The following is a 16,483-nucleotide window of genomic DNA, read 5'->3' as shown; positions in this document are numbered from 1 at the left end:
CTTCCTCGTAAACGCGAAGCTCCCTGAAATGACAAACACTGAAAGCGCGCAGACGTATTTCAGAAGGTTTGCCCCGCCGTGGCTAGCGGGGGCTCACGTTTTCTGTCGCCTAAACCTAGAGCGACTCCAACCCATCTGGAACGTCCAGGTAGACCTGTCCTCTCGACTGCACCCGCTCGATTGCCTCCATGATCTCATCATAATCCGGTGTCTCGTAGAGAGCTTCCTGCCCCGGATAGCGCAATCTTTTGGTGACCGCCTCGTCCAGAAAATAGGCGCCGGCTATCAGGAAGGAAATTACATAGAAGTCGTCGGCACCAAGAGCACGGATTGCGTCCAAAGGATCATCTGGACGGGCCTCAGGGAGCCGGGACAACGCCTTGAAGAACGACGGCGCCATATCGTCGCGTTCCTTCAATGCACGGGGCAACAGACGTTCCAGCATGCCGGCGTCCATGGCAGAGGGCATCTCAAATCTTGCGTCTGACGGGATCAGGGCATCGGCGACCCATGCGATCCTGGTTTGAAAGTCATCGATGGTGTGGGTCATGACTTAGAGTCCAGCCTTTCGCGCTTCAGCAGATCGGCTGACTGGCTGAGAGCGCCTGTTTTCAATGATGGATTCGGAATTTCGCAGCGCCAGCGCGGTGACGGTGCCAGTAGGATTGACCGCACCCGAAGTCGGCATGACGCTTCCGTCCATGACGAAGAGGTTGGGCACGTCGTGCGATCTGCCATAAGAGTCGACAACCGAAGTGCGGGGGTCATTGCCCATACGGACTGTTCCAAGTATGTGCCAACCGGTTTCACGCATCAGCGGCGTACCCGAGATTTCATATGCGCCTGCTTCCTTCATGGACTCTGCAGCGCGCGACAGATTGAATTCCAAGAGATCCATGGTGTTTTGTGATGCCTTGTATGTCACCTTCACAGCGGGCATACCCTGGGCATCGGTCGCATCAGGGTCGAGGGCAACCATGTTCTCCTCACTCGGCAGATCCTCGGCCATTATCCCCCAATAGGCTGAACGGCCAAATCGCTTTTGCACTGTTGCGTGGAAGTTTTCGCCCCAGACGTCACCGTTGCTGCCCCACGGCCAGGTGCCCACCGATGCAAGCGGGCCACCCATTCCCATGAGTTGCCATTTTGCTCCTCGATAGAAATTCGTATCCTTGCGAGTCTCCGCGAATTCCAGAGAATAGGCGCGCTGGCCATAGGGTCCTTGCCAATTTTCGAAGAAATCGTCGAACAGGCCGCTTACGGTCCCATAGGGGTGCATCATCAAGCGCTTGCCCACAAGGCCAGAGGAATTTGCCAATCCGTTCGGATGGTCGTTTGAAGCGGAATTCAGGAGTAGCCTGGGCGTGCCTATGCCGTTGGCCGAAACGATGACCGTGCGACCCGGCTGAAAATGCGTGGTCCCGGTTTCCCGATTCACATAGGTAACGCCGGTGGCGAGACCGTCGGACCCGGTTTCCACGCGCAATACGCGGGCGTTCTGGACAAGTTTTACACCAAGCTTGATGCAGGTTGGCCAATGGGTGCGGTCGACGGAGGCCTTGGCGCCATCGAAGCAACCCCACGTACATGCACCACGCCGCACGCAAGGCAGCAACCCGTTGTGCTTTACGGTCGCAATCGAATTACTGCCTGGCCACCAGTGCCAACCGAGACGATCATGTGCCGCGGAGAATTTCCGTTCCATCGCGCCCATGGGAAACGGTGGCAGCGGGATGTCGAAGCCTGGCGGATAGGCTGGATCTCCGCCGACACCGGAAACCGCGAAATCATTCTCGACCCGGGCATAGAAGGGTTCGAGTTCCGCGTAGCTAAGAGGCCAGTCGTCGGCGATCCCGTCAACCGTCCGCACGCGGAAATCGCTTGGCTTGAGCCGATGCCAGGCAGCCGCATACAGCACCGAACTCCCACCGACGCCGTTCCACATCAATGGCTCGATATCCGTATCACTGACATCAATCGGATAGTCTGCTGGCGCCTTGCGACGGTTTGGGTTCGTAGCAAAATGCTGTTGCTTCGTCAGTTCGAACTCGAGGCCGGAGTGTCGAAGCTTCGTGTAGTCAGGGTACCCGCCTTGCTCAAGACAGATGACGGACATTCCTTCCTCTGCCAGGCGTTTTGCGGCCACCGCCCCGGACGGTCCCGCGCCGACAATCACAACGTCATAAACAGTTGTTCGGCTTTCATTGGTCATCTAACTCGCTCCTCAAATTTCACGCAATGTCTCTGGGGCGGCGCCGCGTGTCATCTCTTCGCACTTGCCGTCGAGACGCCGATTTGAACGTGATGCAAATCGGCAGGTCGCAGCGCGGCGGCGTCAACAAGTCGACGGAATTGCCTTTCGCGACCTTTTTACGCCCTGGCAGCAGATGCGCTGCAAATCCTGTTGTTTAGCGGAGAACTGAAACCCACGATCACGGCAACTTTTCCGCCTCCTCGTACCTCGGAGCGGTATTGCCCGTCGGCAGCGAAGAAGCCTCCTTGTATCGCAGTCTCATAGTCGGTCCTCCTCTTGCGCACTCAATGGGCAATTGTTTTGCGGTGGACTGTAAGTTGCCCGCATCATATCCACTGTTCGAACTTGGTCAGTCGCAGTCAACATCATGATCCAGATTGATGTCAAGCGGATCAAGTGATCCAATTTGAAATTTCCCATCTTTCCGCGACAGACCTTAGAGCGTGATTGGTTCACGGGGAGCCGCCGCAGGCAGCGGCGGATAAGCAGCCTAACGTCAGATCGGGCAGGGGGCGTAAGAGCAACGCGCCAAGCGTCAATCGCGCCAAGTCTAGTCGATCGAGGGTGGCTTTGCGTCCTCTTGCATAATTCGCCTCGGATATGCGCAACCGGATGCGCGGGAGGCCTGCACCGCTTCGGTCATTCCAGCAACTGGGATGAATAGCTCTCGCGCTAAGCATGGCAATAGGTTTGGATCACATGATCCTGTTGACACGTTGTTGGATCATGGTGTTTATTGCGCTCACTCAAGAGTGGATGGAGCACAAAATGAAACTCAGCTTAGGACATAACAGCGGAGAAGCAGCCTCCGCCATCGGTAAGCGCTCCGAAGCCGCATTCCTGCGAGAGCGGAAAGTGGTTCCGGGAGGCTCGATGCGCGCTGCATCGTGGTTCCAGCCGCATCCGCCCTATGCAGCACGTGGCGAAGGTTGCTGGGTGATCGACATCGATGAGCGGCGGCTTCTTGATTGCGCGAACAATTTCTTCTCTCTTATTCATGGCCATGCATTTGGCCCGGTTCTGGACGCCGTGCGCGACGCGATGACCAGGGGGACAGCGTTCGGAATGCCGACCGAGAGCGAAATCCTTCTGGCTGAGGCGCTGGCTGCCAGAAACCCGCGGATGGAGCAGACCCGTTTTTGCAACTCGGGAACCGAGGCGGTGCTCGCGGCAATCAAGGGCGCGCGGGGCCTGACCGGCCGGCACAGGATTGCCAAGTTCGAAGGCTGCTATCACGGAGCGTACGATTGGGTGGAGGTGAGCCTTGATCCCTCGCCTTCCAATTGGGACGACGAGAACGGCAACCCCGCATCTGTCCGTTGCAATGCGGGCACGCCGGACTCGGTTTTGCAAGAGGTGGTGGTGCTCCCTTACGACGATCCCCAGCGGTGCGCCGACATCCTTCGCCGTGAAGGGGCTACACTTGCGGCAGTCATCGTTGATCCGCATGCCTCGCGGGCTGGCACCGTGCCGATGTCCAAGGAAACGGCTGCTGTCATACAAGAGGCTTGCCGTCGCGATGGTATCATTCTGATTGCCGACGAAGTGATCAGCTTCCGTCTGTCCTATGAAGGGGCTTCCCCTCTTTTCGGTCTCGAGCCGGATCTGATCACGACGGCCAAGATCATTGGCGGGGGTTTGCCGATCGGTGCCGTATCGGGAAGGGCTGATTGCATGTCGGTCTTCGATCATTCTGCCGGCAAGCCGAAAGTGTCGATGGGGGGCACATTCAGTGCCAACCCCCTCAGCATGGCCGCGGGCCTGGCTTCTCTGGAGCACTATTCGCGGCCGGTGGTGGAGCGACTGAACAAACTGGGCGACGTCCTGCGCGAGAAAATCAGCAAGGGGCTTGCCGAGGCTGGTGTGGCCGCAACGGTCACCGGGATGGGATCGCTGTTTCGGCTCCACATTGGATCTGGCAGGGTCACCGGCTATCGGAGTGCATTTCCGAACGCCGAGGCCGCGAAACTCATCCGTCGGATTCAATTGGCCATGGTGGACGAAAACGTCCTACTCACGCCCAACTGCTCCGGCTCGCTTTCCAGCCCAATGACGGAGGTCGAGGTTTTTTCGATGGCCGACAAACTGGTGCGCGTGGTCGAAAGGGAGCTTGGCGCCCATCAGGGCTCGGCAGTTTGAGGCCAGAGCGTTCAGTCGAGTCTCTGACACAACATGGAAAGATATGGTGAAGCAACGATGAGTGGACAGCCGATGTTAATTGCACCCTACCGCGTCGGAGTAGATATCGGCGGCACCTTTACCGACCTTGTCATGGTCGACTCCAGAGGAGCCGTGCGTGCATTCAAGGCTCCATCGGTTCCATCCGACCCGACGGAAGGCGTACTGTCGGCGATTCGACTGGCGGCCAGCGCCTTGGCAATCGACGTCGAAACCTTCCTTTCCAACACTGAATTGTTTGTTCATGGCTCGACCATTGCGACGAACACGCTGCTTGAAAAGAAGGGCGCGAAGGTCGGGCTTCTGGTCACGGACGGCTTCCGCGACTCACTGGAGATCCGAAGATCCATGCGTGAGTATGTTTGGGACCATCGGAAGCCGTTCCCGGAAGTACTGGTTCCCCGCTATCTGCGCCTCCCGGTCGTCGAACGACTAGAGCAGGATGGTACGGTCAGGATACCGTTCGATCCGGATTCCGTTGCGGCCGCTGCGCGCGTCTTCGAGGAGGAGGGTGTCGAAACTGTTGCCATCTGCTTCCTGCATTCCTACGCAAATCCGGTCCACGAAAGAGCCGCCAAGGCAGAGCTGAAGAAGCTTCTTCCTAACGTCTGGGTCACCGCTTCGTCCGAAATCGCTCCGACGATCGGCGAGTATGAACGCACGTCGACGACCGTCGTCAACGCTTATGTTGCGCGCCGTGTTGTTCCTTATCTTGAAAGCCTTTCGCAGCGGCTCTCATCGCTTGGGCTGAAGCGCAAGCTGTTGATGATCCAGTCGAACGGCGGAGCGATTTCCATCGATGAGATCGGTCAGGCGCCTGCCAGTCTGGTTCTGTCGGGCCCCGCCGCCGGTGTCGGGTCGTTGAAGTTTTTCGGTCAGGACACCGGGTCCGAGCACTTGATGTCGATCGAGATCGGTGGAACGAGTTGCGACGTTACGCTGATGGAACACGGTATGGTCTCAATGACCGACCAGATCGTGGTCGACGGTTACCATTTGAACATTCCGTCCGTCGATATCCACACGGTGGGCGCAGGCGGGGGTACGATTGCGTCCGTGGATGGCGCCGGCCTCCTGAAGGCCGGACCGGAAGGCGCGGGCTCCACCCCCGGACCGGCATGCTATGGTCGCGGCGGCACACGGCCGACCGTGACCGATGCGCAGTTGGTGCTCGGCCGACTGAAGCCGGGTCCATATGCTGGCGGAGTGATCACCTTGAACCTCGAAAAGGCGATCGAGGCGATCGAGACGCATGTCGCAAAGCCTCTTGGCCTCAGCGTCAACGACGCGGCGGCCGGTATCATACAGCTCGTCGAGCAAAATATCCTCCACGCGGTGGAGCAGGCCTCGCTCGAAAAGGGTTACAATCCACGGGCATTTACGCTCGTGGCCTGCGGTGGAGCAGGTCCCCTTCACGGTCCATCGACTGCAAGGCTGCTCGGATGCTCAAGTCTTTATATCCCGCGCCTTGCTGGTGTGTTTTGCGCATTTGGGATGTGTAATTCCGACCTTCGCCATGACTACGTGCGAAGCTGGCTCAAGGAGCTGGACAATCGGGAAAGTTCAGGCTCGGATCTGCTGGAAGCTGCTTTTGTCGACATGCAAGCGGAAGCGAGTGATGTTCTTGCGCGCGAAGGCTTCACAGGAGACAAGGCGCTTCTGAAGCGTGCCTACGACCTTCGTTATTTTGGCCAGCAGTGGACTATACCCGTCGAATGCGCCTCGACGGATGCGGGGACTATACGGGCAGCGTTTGAGCAGGTTTATCAGCGACTTTTCGGTTATGTGCAGCCTGCAGGCGCAATTGAGATCGTCAATCTGCGATTGGCAGCGATCGGCAGGCTTGATGCGTTGGAAGTTGCTTCTGCTCCCGCCGCGGTATCCGATCCGGTGGCCATTTCGCGCCGCCCGGTATGGGTCAACAAGGAGTTGGGCTTCGTTGAAACACCTGTTTACGATGGTACTGCTCTGACCCCGCGCCAGCAACTGACTGGACCTGCCATTATCGAAGAAGCAACGACCACGCTCATTCTCGGGGCCGGCGACAAGCTGACGATGACCGAGGCAGGCAACTATCACGTCGACATTCTGCAGAGCGAGGCAGCATGAACAAGCGAAGCATTCTCGGGCGTTTTTTGAAAACTGCCGCCTCTCTGGTGCGACTGCAGTCAAATGCCCAGCAACGCGGATGGCTTATTGCAAGAATTGATGAGGTCAAATTATGAGTACTGTTTTGTCTCCAGAATACGATCCGGTTCTCATTGCAATTCTGCAGCGACAGCTGGACCATATCAGCCTGCAAATGGGCACCATCATGACTCGGACCGCGCGCAGTCCGATCTTCAGCCAAAGCCATGACTTTTCGTGCTTCCTGAGCAATGCGGATGGCGAGACGATCGCGCAAGCCGATGGTTTGCCGATCCATTCCGGCAGTGGTGGATTTGCCGTGCGCGCGGTTCTGCGGGATTTTTCCGGGCGTATCGAGCCGGAAGACGTCTTTATTCTCAGCGATCCCTATGCGGCTGGCGGCAATCACCTGCCAGACTGGACCCTTATTCGCCCTGTTTTCGTGGAAGGCGAACTGGTCGGCTTCTGCAGCAATCGTGCCCACCAGTCCGATATTGGCGGCGGCGCGGCCGGTACCTACAATGCCAAGGCGACAGAGATTTTCCACGAAGGAATTCGCCTGCCCGTCCTCAAGTTGATCGAAAAGGGCCAGTTGCGCGACGACCTGTGGCGCATGCTGCTTCTGAACTCGCGCTGCCCGGACCTGCTGGAAGGCGATCTTGGCGCGATGATTGGCTCGACACGGATTGGCGGACAGCGGCTGGCTGACGTCATCTCCCAACTTGGTGTCAAAAAGGGCCGCGCCTATCTCGATGCTCTTCTTGACTATGGCGAACGACGGATGCGCCAGGCCATCTCCGAGCTTCCGAATGGCGTATGGCATGCATCGGACTTCAGCGATACCGACTGCTTCGAGCTTGTCGATATCGAAACGCGTATCAAGATGACCATCGAAGAGGACACGATCACCTTTGATTTCACGGGCACGTCGCCGCAAATCAAGGGTTTCAAGAATAGCGGGATCGCCAACACGCATTCGGCCGTCTATTGCGCACTTTCCGCCTTTCTGGACCCCGCAATTCCACACAACGAGGGTACCTACCGATGCGTCAAGATCATCGCGCCCGAAGGAAGCGTGGTGAACGCCCTGCCGCCGGCGCCAATGACCATGAACACGGTATTCCCGGCGATCGACATCATGAACGCGTGCTGGGGAGCATTGGCACAGGCCGATCCCGAGCGCGCCTGCGCGGGATGGGGTAAATCGGTGTTCGGCATCTCGTCGGGCACCAAGCCTGACGGAAACGTCTTTGTTCTCTACCACTGGCACGGCAGTTCCGGTGGCGGTGCGGTCAAGGGGCGGGACGGTTTTCCAACCTCCAGCCATCAGATGACGCTCGGCGGGATGTTCATCCCAAATGTCGAAACCTATGAGCAGTCTTATCCGATCCGCGTGCATCGCTACGAGATGCGTTGCGACACGGGCGGCGCAGGCCAATATCGCGGTGGAACCGGCGTCGACTACGTGGTTGATGTCCTGGCGGGTGGGGAACATCTGCTCCGAGGCGAAGGCGCGCGCAAGAAGACAGCCGCCGGCGTCAACGGCGGGCACTGGGGCGAGAAGGGATCGATCAGGGCTTTCGATCTGGCGACAGGTGAAGAACTATACTGCCCGCCCTATGGCGTTGAAGAGGTCAAGCCGTTCCATCTGGTGATCGAGGCTACGGCTGGCGGCGGCTGGGGACATCCACATCAGCGCGACCCCGCCTCCGTCCTGCGCGATGTCCGCGACGGCGTCGTGTCCCGACAGGCAGCACTCGATACCTATGGTGTCGCGATCTCAGCCGATGGAAAGTCCATTCTGTCGACCGAGGCAAGGCGAAAGACCGCGTAGTTTCTCTCTATCGGTTCAATACGATGAAACGCCCACATAACGATCAAGGGGAGTCAACATGAGTAAGAAACGCGCGAAGGATATTCTTCGTGAATACCACGAAGCATGGTCGAGCGGCGACGTTGAAAAGGGGTGCAGCTACTATGCAGACAATCTTGTCGTGCATATGGGGGGCTCGCATCCCGTTCTTTCTGGCGATTTCCACGGGTCCAAAGGCTTCCTCGAGGGCTGGGTGAACAAGGTCGCTGCCTATACCGACAAGTGGATCGTCGGCGGCGAGGCCGGGCATGATGAGCTTATCGCTGAATCGGATGACGCGATTCTGATCATGGTTCATGAGATCTGGACTCGTGGCGACAAGCAGGTCCGGACCGATCGCCTCGCAGCATATCGTTTCGAAAACGAGGAGATCGTGGAATGCTGGTTCTGCGACATGCGCCAGGCGGAAGTTGATGCCTTCTTCTCGGATATCCGATAGCCGCCGAAAACGCTGAAACAGCGCCTGCGCGCATTCGTGCGCGGGCCGTTTGCGATACTTTACTTAGATTAGGATTGTGTGATGCCCGATTTTATCGTGGTAGGTGGAGGATCTGCAGGATGCGCTATTGCGGGTCGGCTGAGCGAGGATCCGGATGTATCGGTGACGCTGTTCGAGGCCGGCCCTAGGGACAGCAATCTCTGGATCCGCTTTCCAGTAACTTTTTACAAATCGTTCAAAAGCTCTTTGCTTCACTGGTATAAGGTCGAGAAGCTCAAGCATCAAAATGATACCGAGCCACAAGTCGGACAAGCGCGCGTTTTGGGCGGTGGCAGTTCGCTGAACGCCATGGTTTATATGCGGGGTGCGCCATCGGATTACGAGCGTTGGGTCGAGCATGGAGCAGAAGGGTGGGGCTACAAGGATGTGCTCCCGTACTTCCGCAAGGCAGAAAACAACGAGGTCTATTCGAACGACGTCCATGGTCAGGACGGACCATTGAGCGTTTCGAACCAGCAGTATACCTTGCCGCTGACCAAAGCCTGGGTAAAGGCCTGCCAGGAGGCCGGAATACCTTATAATCCGGACTTCAATTCCGGCGAGTTGCAGGGAGCAGGGCTCTACCAGCTGACTACGAAGAATGGCCGTCGTTGCAGTTCGGCCGACGCTTATCTTCGTCCGGCCCGAAAGCGCCGGAATCTCAGCATAGTCACCGACAAGCAGGTCACGAAGATCCTGGTTGAAGGTGGCCGGGCCGTTGGCGTCCAGTACGTCGAGAATGGCCGCGTTGAAACGATGCGGGCGGAACGCGAAGTTGTCATATCCTCGGGAGCGGTTGGGTCTCCTCGTCTTCTCTTGCTTTCAGGCATCGGGCCCGCCGCCGAGCTTCAGCGCTCAGGCGTTCAGGTGGTTCATGACCTGCCAGGCGTCGGGCAAAACCTGCAGGACCATACCGATTGCTTCCTGATCTATAACCTGAAGTCGAACACGAGCTACGACAAATACAAGAAGCTGCGGTGGCAGCTAGCCGCGGCGGCTCAATACGCGCTTTTCGGTTCAGGGCCGATTACATCGAATATCTGCGAGGGTGGAGCTTTCTGGTGGGGCGATAAATCGGATCCTACCCCGGATCTCCAATATCACTTCCTGGCCGGCGCCGGTATCGAGGAGGGTGTGGAAACGACGGCGAGTGGCAATGGATGCACTTTGAACGTGTATGCCTGCCGGCCAAAATCGCGCGGCCGAATTGCTCTTCGCTCAGCGGACCCGCGTGTTCCGCCAATAGTGGACCCTAACTATCTCAGTCATCAGTATGACGTTGATCGGCTTGTCGATGGAATCCGGCTTGGACAGGAGATCATGGAACAGCCATCGATGAAGAAGTTCGTCAGCGAATCGCATTTGCCCGCCAAGCCGTTGAAAACCCGCGCAGAGTTCGAGGCCTTCGTCAGGAAATATACGCAAGGAGCATATCATCTGAGCGGTGCCTGCAAAATCGGAACGGACGAGATGGCCGTGGTCGATCCGCAGTTGCGAGTGCATGGCATCGACGGGCTTCGGGTGGCCGATACCTCCGTCATGCCGTTCGTGTCGTCGAGCAACCTGAATGCTCCGGCGATCATGATCGGTGAACGCGCTGCCGACTTTATGAAAGGCAATCGATTCTAACGACGACGGTTTTCAGGCGCGAACGGAGAGGCTCCTGTCTGCGGTCCGATGGTTGACTGTTTTTTTCTCACTCTTGCGAAAGCACCTGGATGGTGCGGGAGGACCTATGAAACTGGTGACGTATGACTCGGCTGGCTCTTGGCGAGCAGGTGTGGTGGTGGATTCCTCGATTTTCGACGTGGATACGCTGCTCAAAAGCGAAGGCGGCGAGAACGCGAAATCTGTCTCGTCGGTACGTGAATTGCTACGGGAGCACGGAGGAGCACTGTCAGAGCTCTCAGGGCGGCTCACTGCTGCAGCCCGGAAGAACCCGAAAGCCGAGGTAGGGCCGTTTGGCAAGGTTCGCCTTGGTCCGCCGGTTACTGATCCTTCGAAAATCCTCTGCATCGGTCTCAACTACAACGACCATGTTGCCGAGACCGGGCGCGCGCTCCCGACACATCCCGACATTTTCGCGAAATTCGCAAGCACGCTCATCGGTCCTTTCGATGAGATATGCTGCTCCAACATTACGCCAAACCTGGATTTCGAAGGCGAACTCGCAATCGTCATCGGCAAGGAATGCCGCTCCGTCTCTGCTGACGACGCGCTTAATTTCGTGGCTGGCGTCACCGTTTTGAACGACATCACGGCGCGTGATCTTCAGTATCGCGGAACGCAGTGGCTGGCAGGCAAGGCTGTCGATGGTTCGACGCCAGTTGGTCCGACCCTTGTTACGCTGGACGAAGTCGGGGACATTCAGGACCTCGATATCCAGACGCGTATCAACGGCACCCAGGTCCAATCATCCAATACGCATCTCATGATTTTCCCGGTTCGCCATTTGGTAAGCTATATTTCCTCTTTCCTGGCTCTTTCACCGGGCGACATCATTACAACAGGAACTCCCCAGGGCATTGGTGCCAAGCGGCAGCCGCCGATATGGTTGAAGCCGGGTGATATCGTAGAGGTGGAGCTGGAGAATGTGGGCATCCTGCGCAACGTCGTTCGATGACGAACATTTGCCTGTGGCTCCATGGCGCCAAACCATCTCAAACCGTCGCGGTCATAGGATACAGCCTGGTCAGGCCTTTCTCGCGATTTCGCGCGAAATACGGCAATCGTTCGCCAGGTCGCCGGGCTATTCCCGGCGGCTTGACAGCACTCAAGTCCGCAACCAGACGTCGACGTTCCAAAGACAGCAATGAACAAGCTAGATCTGATCGAGCAAATTAAGGTGATATGCGTCGAGCTGTCGGGACAGACGGTGGATGCGGCGCACTATATCATCAACAATGCGGACGAGGTTCCATTTTACTCGATGCGGGAGATCGCGCGGCGCGCGAACGTTCAGCCCGTAAGCCTTGTCAGGCTGGCTCAAAAGTTGGGGCTGACCGGGTATGGCGATCTGCGGCAGCATTTCATCGATACAACTCCGGAACGTCATCAACGGGATCGCCAGTCCCTACACCGCAATGAGTCGAGCGCGCGCACGCTCATTGCCGAAATGGGCAAAAGCTCGGGATTAAAGGCTTTCGTCGATTCCTTCTTTGCGACAGAGCAGGCAGTCGTCGCGCAGGCAAGAGCGCATTTGTCGGAGGAAAGACTTGAAAGCGCTGTGGAACTGCTGACCCGCGCCGCGAAAGTCTATGTCATCGGTCGGCGAACGGCGTTCACACCGGCCTATACCCTCGGCTATACCCTGCAGAAGGCGCGTCCGAACATAGTCCTGCTGGATACGCCTGGCGGAGCCCCTGAAGGCGCTCTGGATGATATCCGGCCAGGCGATGCCTTCGTCGCGGTCACCTTCGCGCCGTTCAACCGCCTGGTGCATCGATTGACCGAAAAAGCGTCCCAGTCGGGGGCGAACATCATCGCGATTACAGACAGCTTCGCCGCGCCGATCAGCAAGTTTGCGGGACCGCTGCATTTCGTGGCGCAATCGTCAGGAAGGGCATTCCCCGAATCCACTCTCGGGGCAATAGCGATCGCCAACATACTCGCGGCCTTGACCATCAGCAGGCTTGGCGAGGCAGCACAACGCAGAATTCGTGACAATGAGCACTTCCTGGTGAATTCCGGCGAATATCTCCTCTCGGGTAGCACGAAGAAATCTCCGCCGCGTAAAGGGTAGCTGAGCTTCTGGCAGTGGATCGCGGCTCACGCGTGGACCAGGCAATGAGGCGCCGGTCGGACCTGGATTTATGGGATGCACGTTCGCGCGCATGACAACTGCTAAGGCCACCACCTTCGAAAGAGGCTTGATAAAAATCGCAAACTTGCTGTTGGAGCATATGATCCAATAGCCCTCTGTTTTGACAAGAGATAACCCGATCACGGGGAATATGGCCGCAATGTCGGCCGAGCGGAGATGGATGCATGACCGATACGACTGAACTGCCCGAACGCGAAAGCATGGAATTCGACGTTGTAATCGTCGGCGGCGGGCCTGCGGGGCTGTCGGCTGCGATCCGTCTGAAGCAGGTCAATCCGGAGCTGTCGGTCGTCGTGCTGGAGAAGGGTGCCGAAGTCGGCGCGCATATCCTGTCGGGAGCCGTTGTCGATCCGATCGGTATCGATCGCCTACTGCCCGGCTGGCGCGAAGAGGCCGATCATCCGTTCAAGACCGAGGTGACCGACGACCATTTCCTGGTGCTCGGCCCGGCCGGCTCGGTGCGTCTGCCGAACATGCTGATGCCGCCGCTGATGAGCAACCACGGCAACTATATCGTCTCGCTTGGTAACGTCTGTCGCTGGCTCGCCACCAAGGCGGAGGAACTCGGCGTCGAGATCTATCCGGGCTTTGCCGCGACCGAAGTGCTCTACAACGACGAAGGGGCGGTCATTGGTGTCGCCACCGGCGACATGGGCATCGAGAAGAACGGCGAGCCCGGCCCGAACTACACGCGCGGCATGGCGCTAACAGGCAAATATGTGCTGATCGGCGAAGGTGTGCGCGGCTCGCTCGCCAAGCAGCTGATCGCCAAGTTCGATCTGTCCAGGGATCGCGAGCCGCAGAAATTCGGCATCGGCATCAAGGAACTCTGGCAGGTCAAGCCCGAGCATCACCGCCAAGGTCTGGTGCAGCATTCCTTCGGCTGGCCACTCGGCATGAAGACCGGTGGCGGTTCCTTCCTTTACCACCTCGAAGACAATCTCGTTGCCGTCGGCTTCGTCGTCCACCTGAACTACAAGAATCCCTACCTCCATCCCTTCGAGGAATTCCAGCGCTTCAAGACGCATCCTTCGATCCGCGGAACCTTCGAGGGGGCTAAGCGGCTTTCCTATGGCGCACGCGCGATCACCGAGGGCGGCTGGCAGTCGGTGCCGAAGCTCTCCTTCCCGGGCGGCGCGCTGATCGGCTGTTCGGCCGGCTTCGTCAATGTGCCGCGCATCAAGGGCAGCCACAATGCTGTGCTGTCGGGGATGATGGCGGCGAACCGCATCGCCGCTGCGATTGCCGCCGGTCGCGCCAATGACGAGGTGGTTGAGATCGAGACCGACTGGCGTTCAAGCGACATCGGCAAGGACCTGAAGAGGGTGCGCAACGTCAAGCCGTTGTGGTCGAAGTTCGGCACGGCTGTTGGCGTTGCACTCGGCGGTCTCGACATGTGGACGAACCAGCTGTTCGGTCTGTCGATCTTCGGCACGCTGAAGCACGGCAAGACCGATGCCGCCTCGCTGGAACCGGCCGCCAAGCACAAGCCGATTGCCTATCCGAAACCGGACGGCGTCTTGACCTTCGACCGGCTGTCCTCGGTGTTCCTGTCGAACACCAACCATGAGGAAGACCAGCCGGTACATCTCAAGGTCAAGGACATGGGCCTGCAGAAGCGGTCGGAGCACGATATCTATGCCGGTCCGTCGACGCGCTACTGTCCGGCAGGCGTCTATGAATGGGTAGAGAAGGACGGTCAGGAGACCTTCGTCATCAACGCCCAGAACTGCGTCCACTGCAAGACCTGCGATATCAAGGACCCGAACCAGAACATCAACTGGGTCCCCCCGCAGGGCGGCGAGGGGCCGGTCTATCCGAACATGTAACAAAAAACCACGATCTGCATCACTGGATCTGCGTTAAAGTGTCTTCGGACGTCCGCGACAAGAGTTCGTTTCTTCACCGAGTTTTGGCGCGGATGAATAGACGGGCCTTGGACGATTAGCTGGCGAAGGTTGATCTGACGAGGCGGGACCGTGCTGGCGGGAGCTTACTTACGCCAGCACGTACTGCTATCGTTAGCAGGGCTCCCTTGGAGCTTTTCGCGATGGGCAAGCGCTGCCGCGGCCGGCATACTGCTCCAGCCCTGAAGCGGCGATCCACGCCCCCACGGTGGCGAAAAATACTCGACGGGTCCCATCCACCCATTTTCCAGGCACGTTTGCCACCAACGCAGCAAGGGGTATTCGGCATCATCGAGCCCGTAGGCCAGACGCTGTTCAGCATAGAGTCCAGTGAGATAGGGCCAGTCGGATCCGTTATGATAGCGATAGGCAAAGGCGGACTTTTCGCGCGTATCTTTTGGCCGCTTGAATCGCGGAAACGCACACATGACGCCCCAATCACCATAGGGCTGTTCCCTATTGTTTCGGCTCTCCAGCGACTTTTGAACCTGCTCAAGCACGTGCCGTGCCCTTTCGGGGCTTACCGCTTTGAACCTGAGCAGGGTCAAACTGTCGAGGGTGAGGTGATCCTCGACGAATTCTCCCTTGATCCCGTAGTCAGCGTAGGCCCCGCTCGATTGCAGCAGGACCCCATCGAGCGATGCGCGTGCCTTGGCAGCAAGCGCCGTTGCCTCAGTGGCGATTTCCCTGTTGGCAATGCCGCCATATTGGGCGAGGACGTCAAGTGCTCCAATCCACAGTCCGAGATCGTAGGCCACATAGCCGTAACGGTAGACGTTGTCGGCCCAATCACGGTCATGCCTGGGTTTGACGGGCAGGCCATTTCCATATTTGTCGAATTGGCGATAGCGATTGAAAATCGCGACGATCTTGCCCCAGTGATCAACAAGGGGCGACGTGTCGCCAGTGACCCGGATATAATCGCCAATCGTCAGAACAAAGAACAGTGGACTATCAAAGTGGTCGCTCCACCAATCGCCGGGCCGCAGATGTTCTATCTTGATACGAGGATGGGACTGACGCGCCCGCTCCCACTCTTCAGCCTGGCCCGGGCCTGTCAGGATGACCCCGCTTGGTGCTTCCCCATTCGGCTGCACGCCTCGCGCAAGAAGCTCGATTTGCGCTCGCACTGCGCCGGGTTCTCGATGAAGCAGTGCCTGCTGTGTCCAGTAGCCGTCACGGTAGTAGGTGCGCGCTGGAGCACTGTAGCCCTGTCCGGCAGCCAAACCCGCAAAAGCGCCATGCTGATCCTTGCGAATGCTCGAAAGCGCCGCATGCAGCCCCTGTGAGACCATGGTGCGTAGAAGCGGTGGTGCATCTTGCATTGCATCACACTTCCGGACGTAGGCATTGGCCTCTGAGATAATCATCTCTTTGCCGAGCTTAAGCCCTTCATTTGCCTCATCTAGCGTAGCGCCGACGGAGACGAGAATCCCATCTGGCCTTGCTTCCGCGATGGCAACACCCCAGCCAGTGCGAGCGATCCGGCGGTCCTTCTGCCTTTCGATCGGAGTTCGTTCGCTGAGCGCCCCCCACCATGCACAACGCCTGGACGCTACAAGCGACCGAAGCTTGGCTCCCTGGAGGAAAAGCACAGGAGCAGATTGCGCAACAAAGAGCCCACCGCCGGGCACCAACAGACGATTTGGCGCGTAGGTGAATGGCCCAGACCAGCCGGTGAAGAACAAGTTCGCCAGCTTTCCGGCGCCCCAGAGTGAGAGCTCCAGCTTTCCATCGGGAAAAAGATCACCCTGGAGCCGTGGCGCCATGAACGGCAAATAAACTGGCGTTTGCGAGGATACCTGACCGTCTGCCAGAGGTACAAGGATGGGGGATGCCATGG

11 protein-coding genes are annotated in these 16,483 nt (G+C 58.2%); 8 read left to right on the top strand and 3 right to left on the bottom strand.

Going from position 1 to position 16,483, the window contains the following annotated elements:
• Positions 1 to 115 precede the first annotated feature (115 nt).
• The gene (locus NBG89_RS31000) at positions 116 to 550 is read right to left on the bottom strand and encodes a hypothetical protein (RefSeq protein ID WP_431324739.1); all 435 of its coding nucleotides are present in this window, start codon (positions 548 to 550) and stop codon (positions 116 to 118) included.
• A 3-nt stretch (positions 551 to 553) separates the two neighbouring features.
• Entirely contained in the window at positions 554 to 2,212 is a 1,659-nt protein-coding gene (locus NBG89_RS30995) for a GMC family oxidoreductase (RefSeq protein ID WP_431324738.1), read from the bottom strand.
• 810 nt (positions 2,213 to 3,022) lie between these two features.
• Here NBG89_RS30995 and NBG89_RS30990 point away from each other — a divergent pair.
• The 8 genes from NBG89_RS30990 (at position 3,023) to NBG89_RS30955 (ending at position 14,562) form a co-directional block, all read left to right on the top strand.
• Entirely contained in the window at positions 3,023 to 4,393 is a 1,371-nt protein-coding gene (locus NBG89_RS30990) for an aspartate aminotransferase family protein (protein ID WP_431324737.1), read from the top strand.
• 72 nt (positions 4,394 to 4,465) lie between these two features.
• The gene (locus NBG89_RS30985) at positions 4,466 to 6,541 is read left to right on the top strand and encodes a hydantoinase/oxoprolinase family protein (protein WP_431324736.1); all 2,076 of its coding nucleotides are present in this window, start codon (positions 4,466 to 4,468) and stop codon (positions 6,539 to 6,541) included.
• A 112-nt stretch (positions 6,542 to 6,653) separates the two neighbouring features.
• A complete protein-coding gene (locus tag NBG89_RS30980; protein ID WP_431324735.1) occupies positions 6,654 to 8,393 on the top strand; it encodes a hydantoinase B/oxoprolinase family protein in 1,740 nt (579 codons plus the stop codon).
• A 58-nt stretch (positions 8,394 to 8,451) separates the two neighbouring features.
• Positions 8,452 to 8,871: a nuclear transport factor 2 family protein gene (locus NBG89_RS30975; protein WP_431324734.1), complete on the top strand. Its 420-nt coding sequence runs from the start codon at positions 8,452 to 8,454 to the stop codon at positions 8,869 to 8,871.
• An 81-nt stretch (positions 8,872 to 8,952) separates the two neighbouring features.
• Positions 8,953 to 10,539: a GMC family oxidoreductase gene (locus NBG89_RS30970; protein ID WP_431324733.1), complete on the top strand. Its 1,587-nt coding sequence runs from the start codon at positions 8,953 to 8,955 to the stop codon at positions 10,537 to 10,539.
• 106 nt (positions 10,540 to 10,645) lie between these two features.
• The gene (locus NBG89_RS30965; protein ID WP_431324732.1) at positions 10,646 to 11,533 is read left to right on the top strand and encodes a fumarylacetoacetate hydrolase family protein; all 888 of its coding nucleotides are present in this window, start codon (positions 10,646 to 10,648) and stop codon (positions 11,531 to 11,533) included.
• Positions 11,534 to 11,722: 189 nt separating this feature from the next.
• Positions 11,723 to 12,652, top strand: a complete 930-nt coding sequence (locus tag NBG89_RS30960; protein ID WP_431324731.1) for a MurR/RpiR family transcriptional regulator — start codon at positions 11,723 to 11,725, stop codon at positions 12,650 to 12,652.
• 245 nt (positions 12,653 to 12,897) lie between these two features.
• Entirely contained in the window at positions 12,898 to 14,562 is a 1,665-nt protein-coding gene (locus NBG89_RS30955; RefSeq protein WP_431324730.1) for an electron transfer flavoprotein-ubiquinone oxidoreductase, read from the top strand.
• 164 nt (positions 14,563 to 14,726) lie between these two features.
• Here the strand turns inward: NBG89_RS30955 and NBG89_RS30950 are convergent, their stop codons facing one another.
• A complete protein-coding gene (locus NBG89_RS30950) occupies positions 14,727 to 16,481 on the bottom strand; it encodes a GH116 family glycosyl hydrolase (protein WP_431324729.1) in 1,755 nt (584 codons plus the stop codon).
• Between the last annotated feature and the right edge of the window lie 2 nt (positions 16,482 to 16,483).

It is taken from the genome of Rhizobium sp. YTU87027 (assembly GCF_050644135.1).
Classification (GTDB): domain Bacteria; phylum Pseudomonadota; class Alphaproteobacteria; order Rhizobiales; family Rhizobiaceae; genus Rhizobium.
This window is presented reverse-complemented; position numbering and strand designations above follow the sequence as displayed.

Bases quoted from the DNA above. Each gene is read 5' to 3' on its own strand.
- NBG89_RS31000 (WP_431324739.1), bottom strand. From the start codon at position 550: ATGACCCACACCATCGATGACTTTCAAACCAGGATCGCATGGGTCGCC.
- NBG89_RS30995 (WP_431324738.1), bottom strand. From the start codon at position 2,212: ATGACCAATGAAAGCCGAACAACTGTTTATGACGTTGTGATTGTCGGC.
- NBG89_RS30990 (WP_431324737.1), top strand. From the start codon at position 3,023: ATGAAACTCAGCTTAGGACATAACAGCGGAGAAGCAGCCTCCGCCATC.
- NBG89_RS30985 (WP_431324736.1), top strand. From the start codon at position 4,466: ATGTTAATTGCACCCTACCGCGTCGGAGTAGATATCGGCGGCACCTTT.
- NBG89_RS30980 (WP_431324735.1), top strand. From the start codon at position 6,654: ATGAGTACTGTTTTGTCTCCAGAATACGATCCGGTTCTCATTGCAATT.
- NBG89_RS30975 (WP_431324734.1), top strand. From the start codon at position 8,452: ATGAGTAAGAAACGCGCGAAGGATATTCTTCGTGAATACCACGAAGCA.
- NBG89_RS30970 (WP_431324733.1), top strand. From the start codon at position 8,953: ATGCCCGATTTTATCGTGGTAGGTGGAGGATCTGCAGGATGCGCTATT.
- NBG89_RS30965 (WP_431324732.1), top strand. From the start codon at position 10,646: ATGAAACTGGTGACGTATGACTCGGCTGGCTCTTGGCGAGCAGGTGTG.
- NBG89_RS30960 (WP_431324731.1), top strand. From the start codon at position 11,723: ATGAACAAGCTAGATCTGATCGAGCAAATTAAGGTGATATGCGTCGAG.
- NBG89_RS30955 (WP_431324730.1), top strand. From the start codon at position 12,898: ATGACCGATACGACTGAACTGCCCGAACGCGAAAGCATGGAATTCGAC.
- NBG89_RS30950 (WP_431324729.1), bottom strand. From the start codon at position 16,481: ATGGCATCCCCCATCCTTGTACCTCTGGCAGACGGTCAGGTATCCTCG.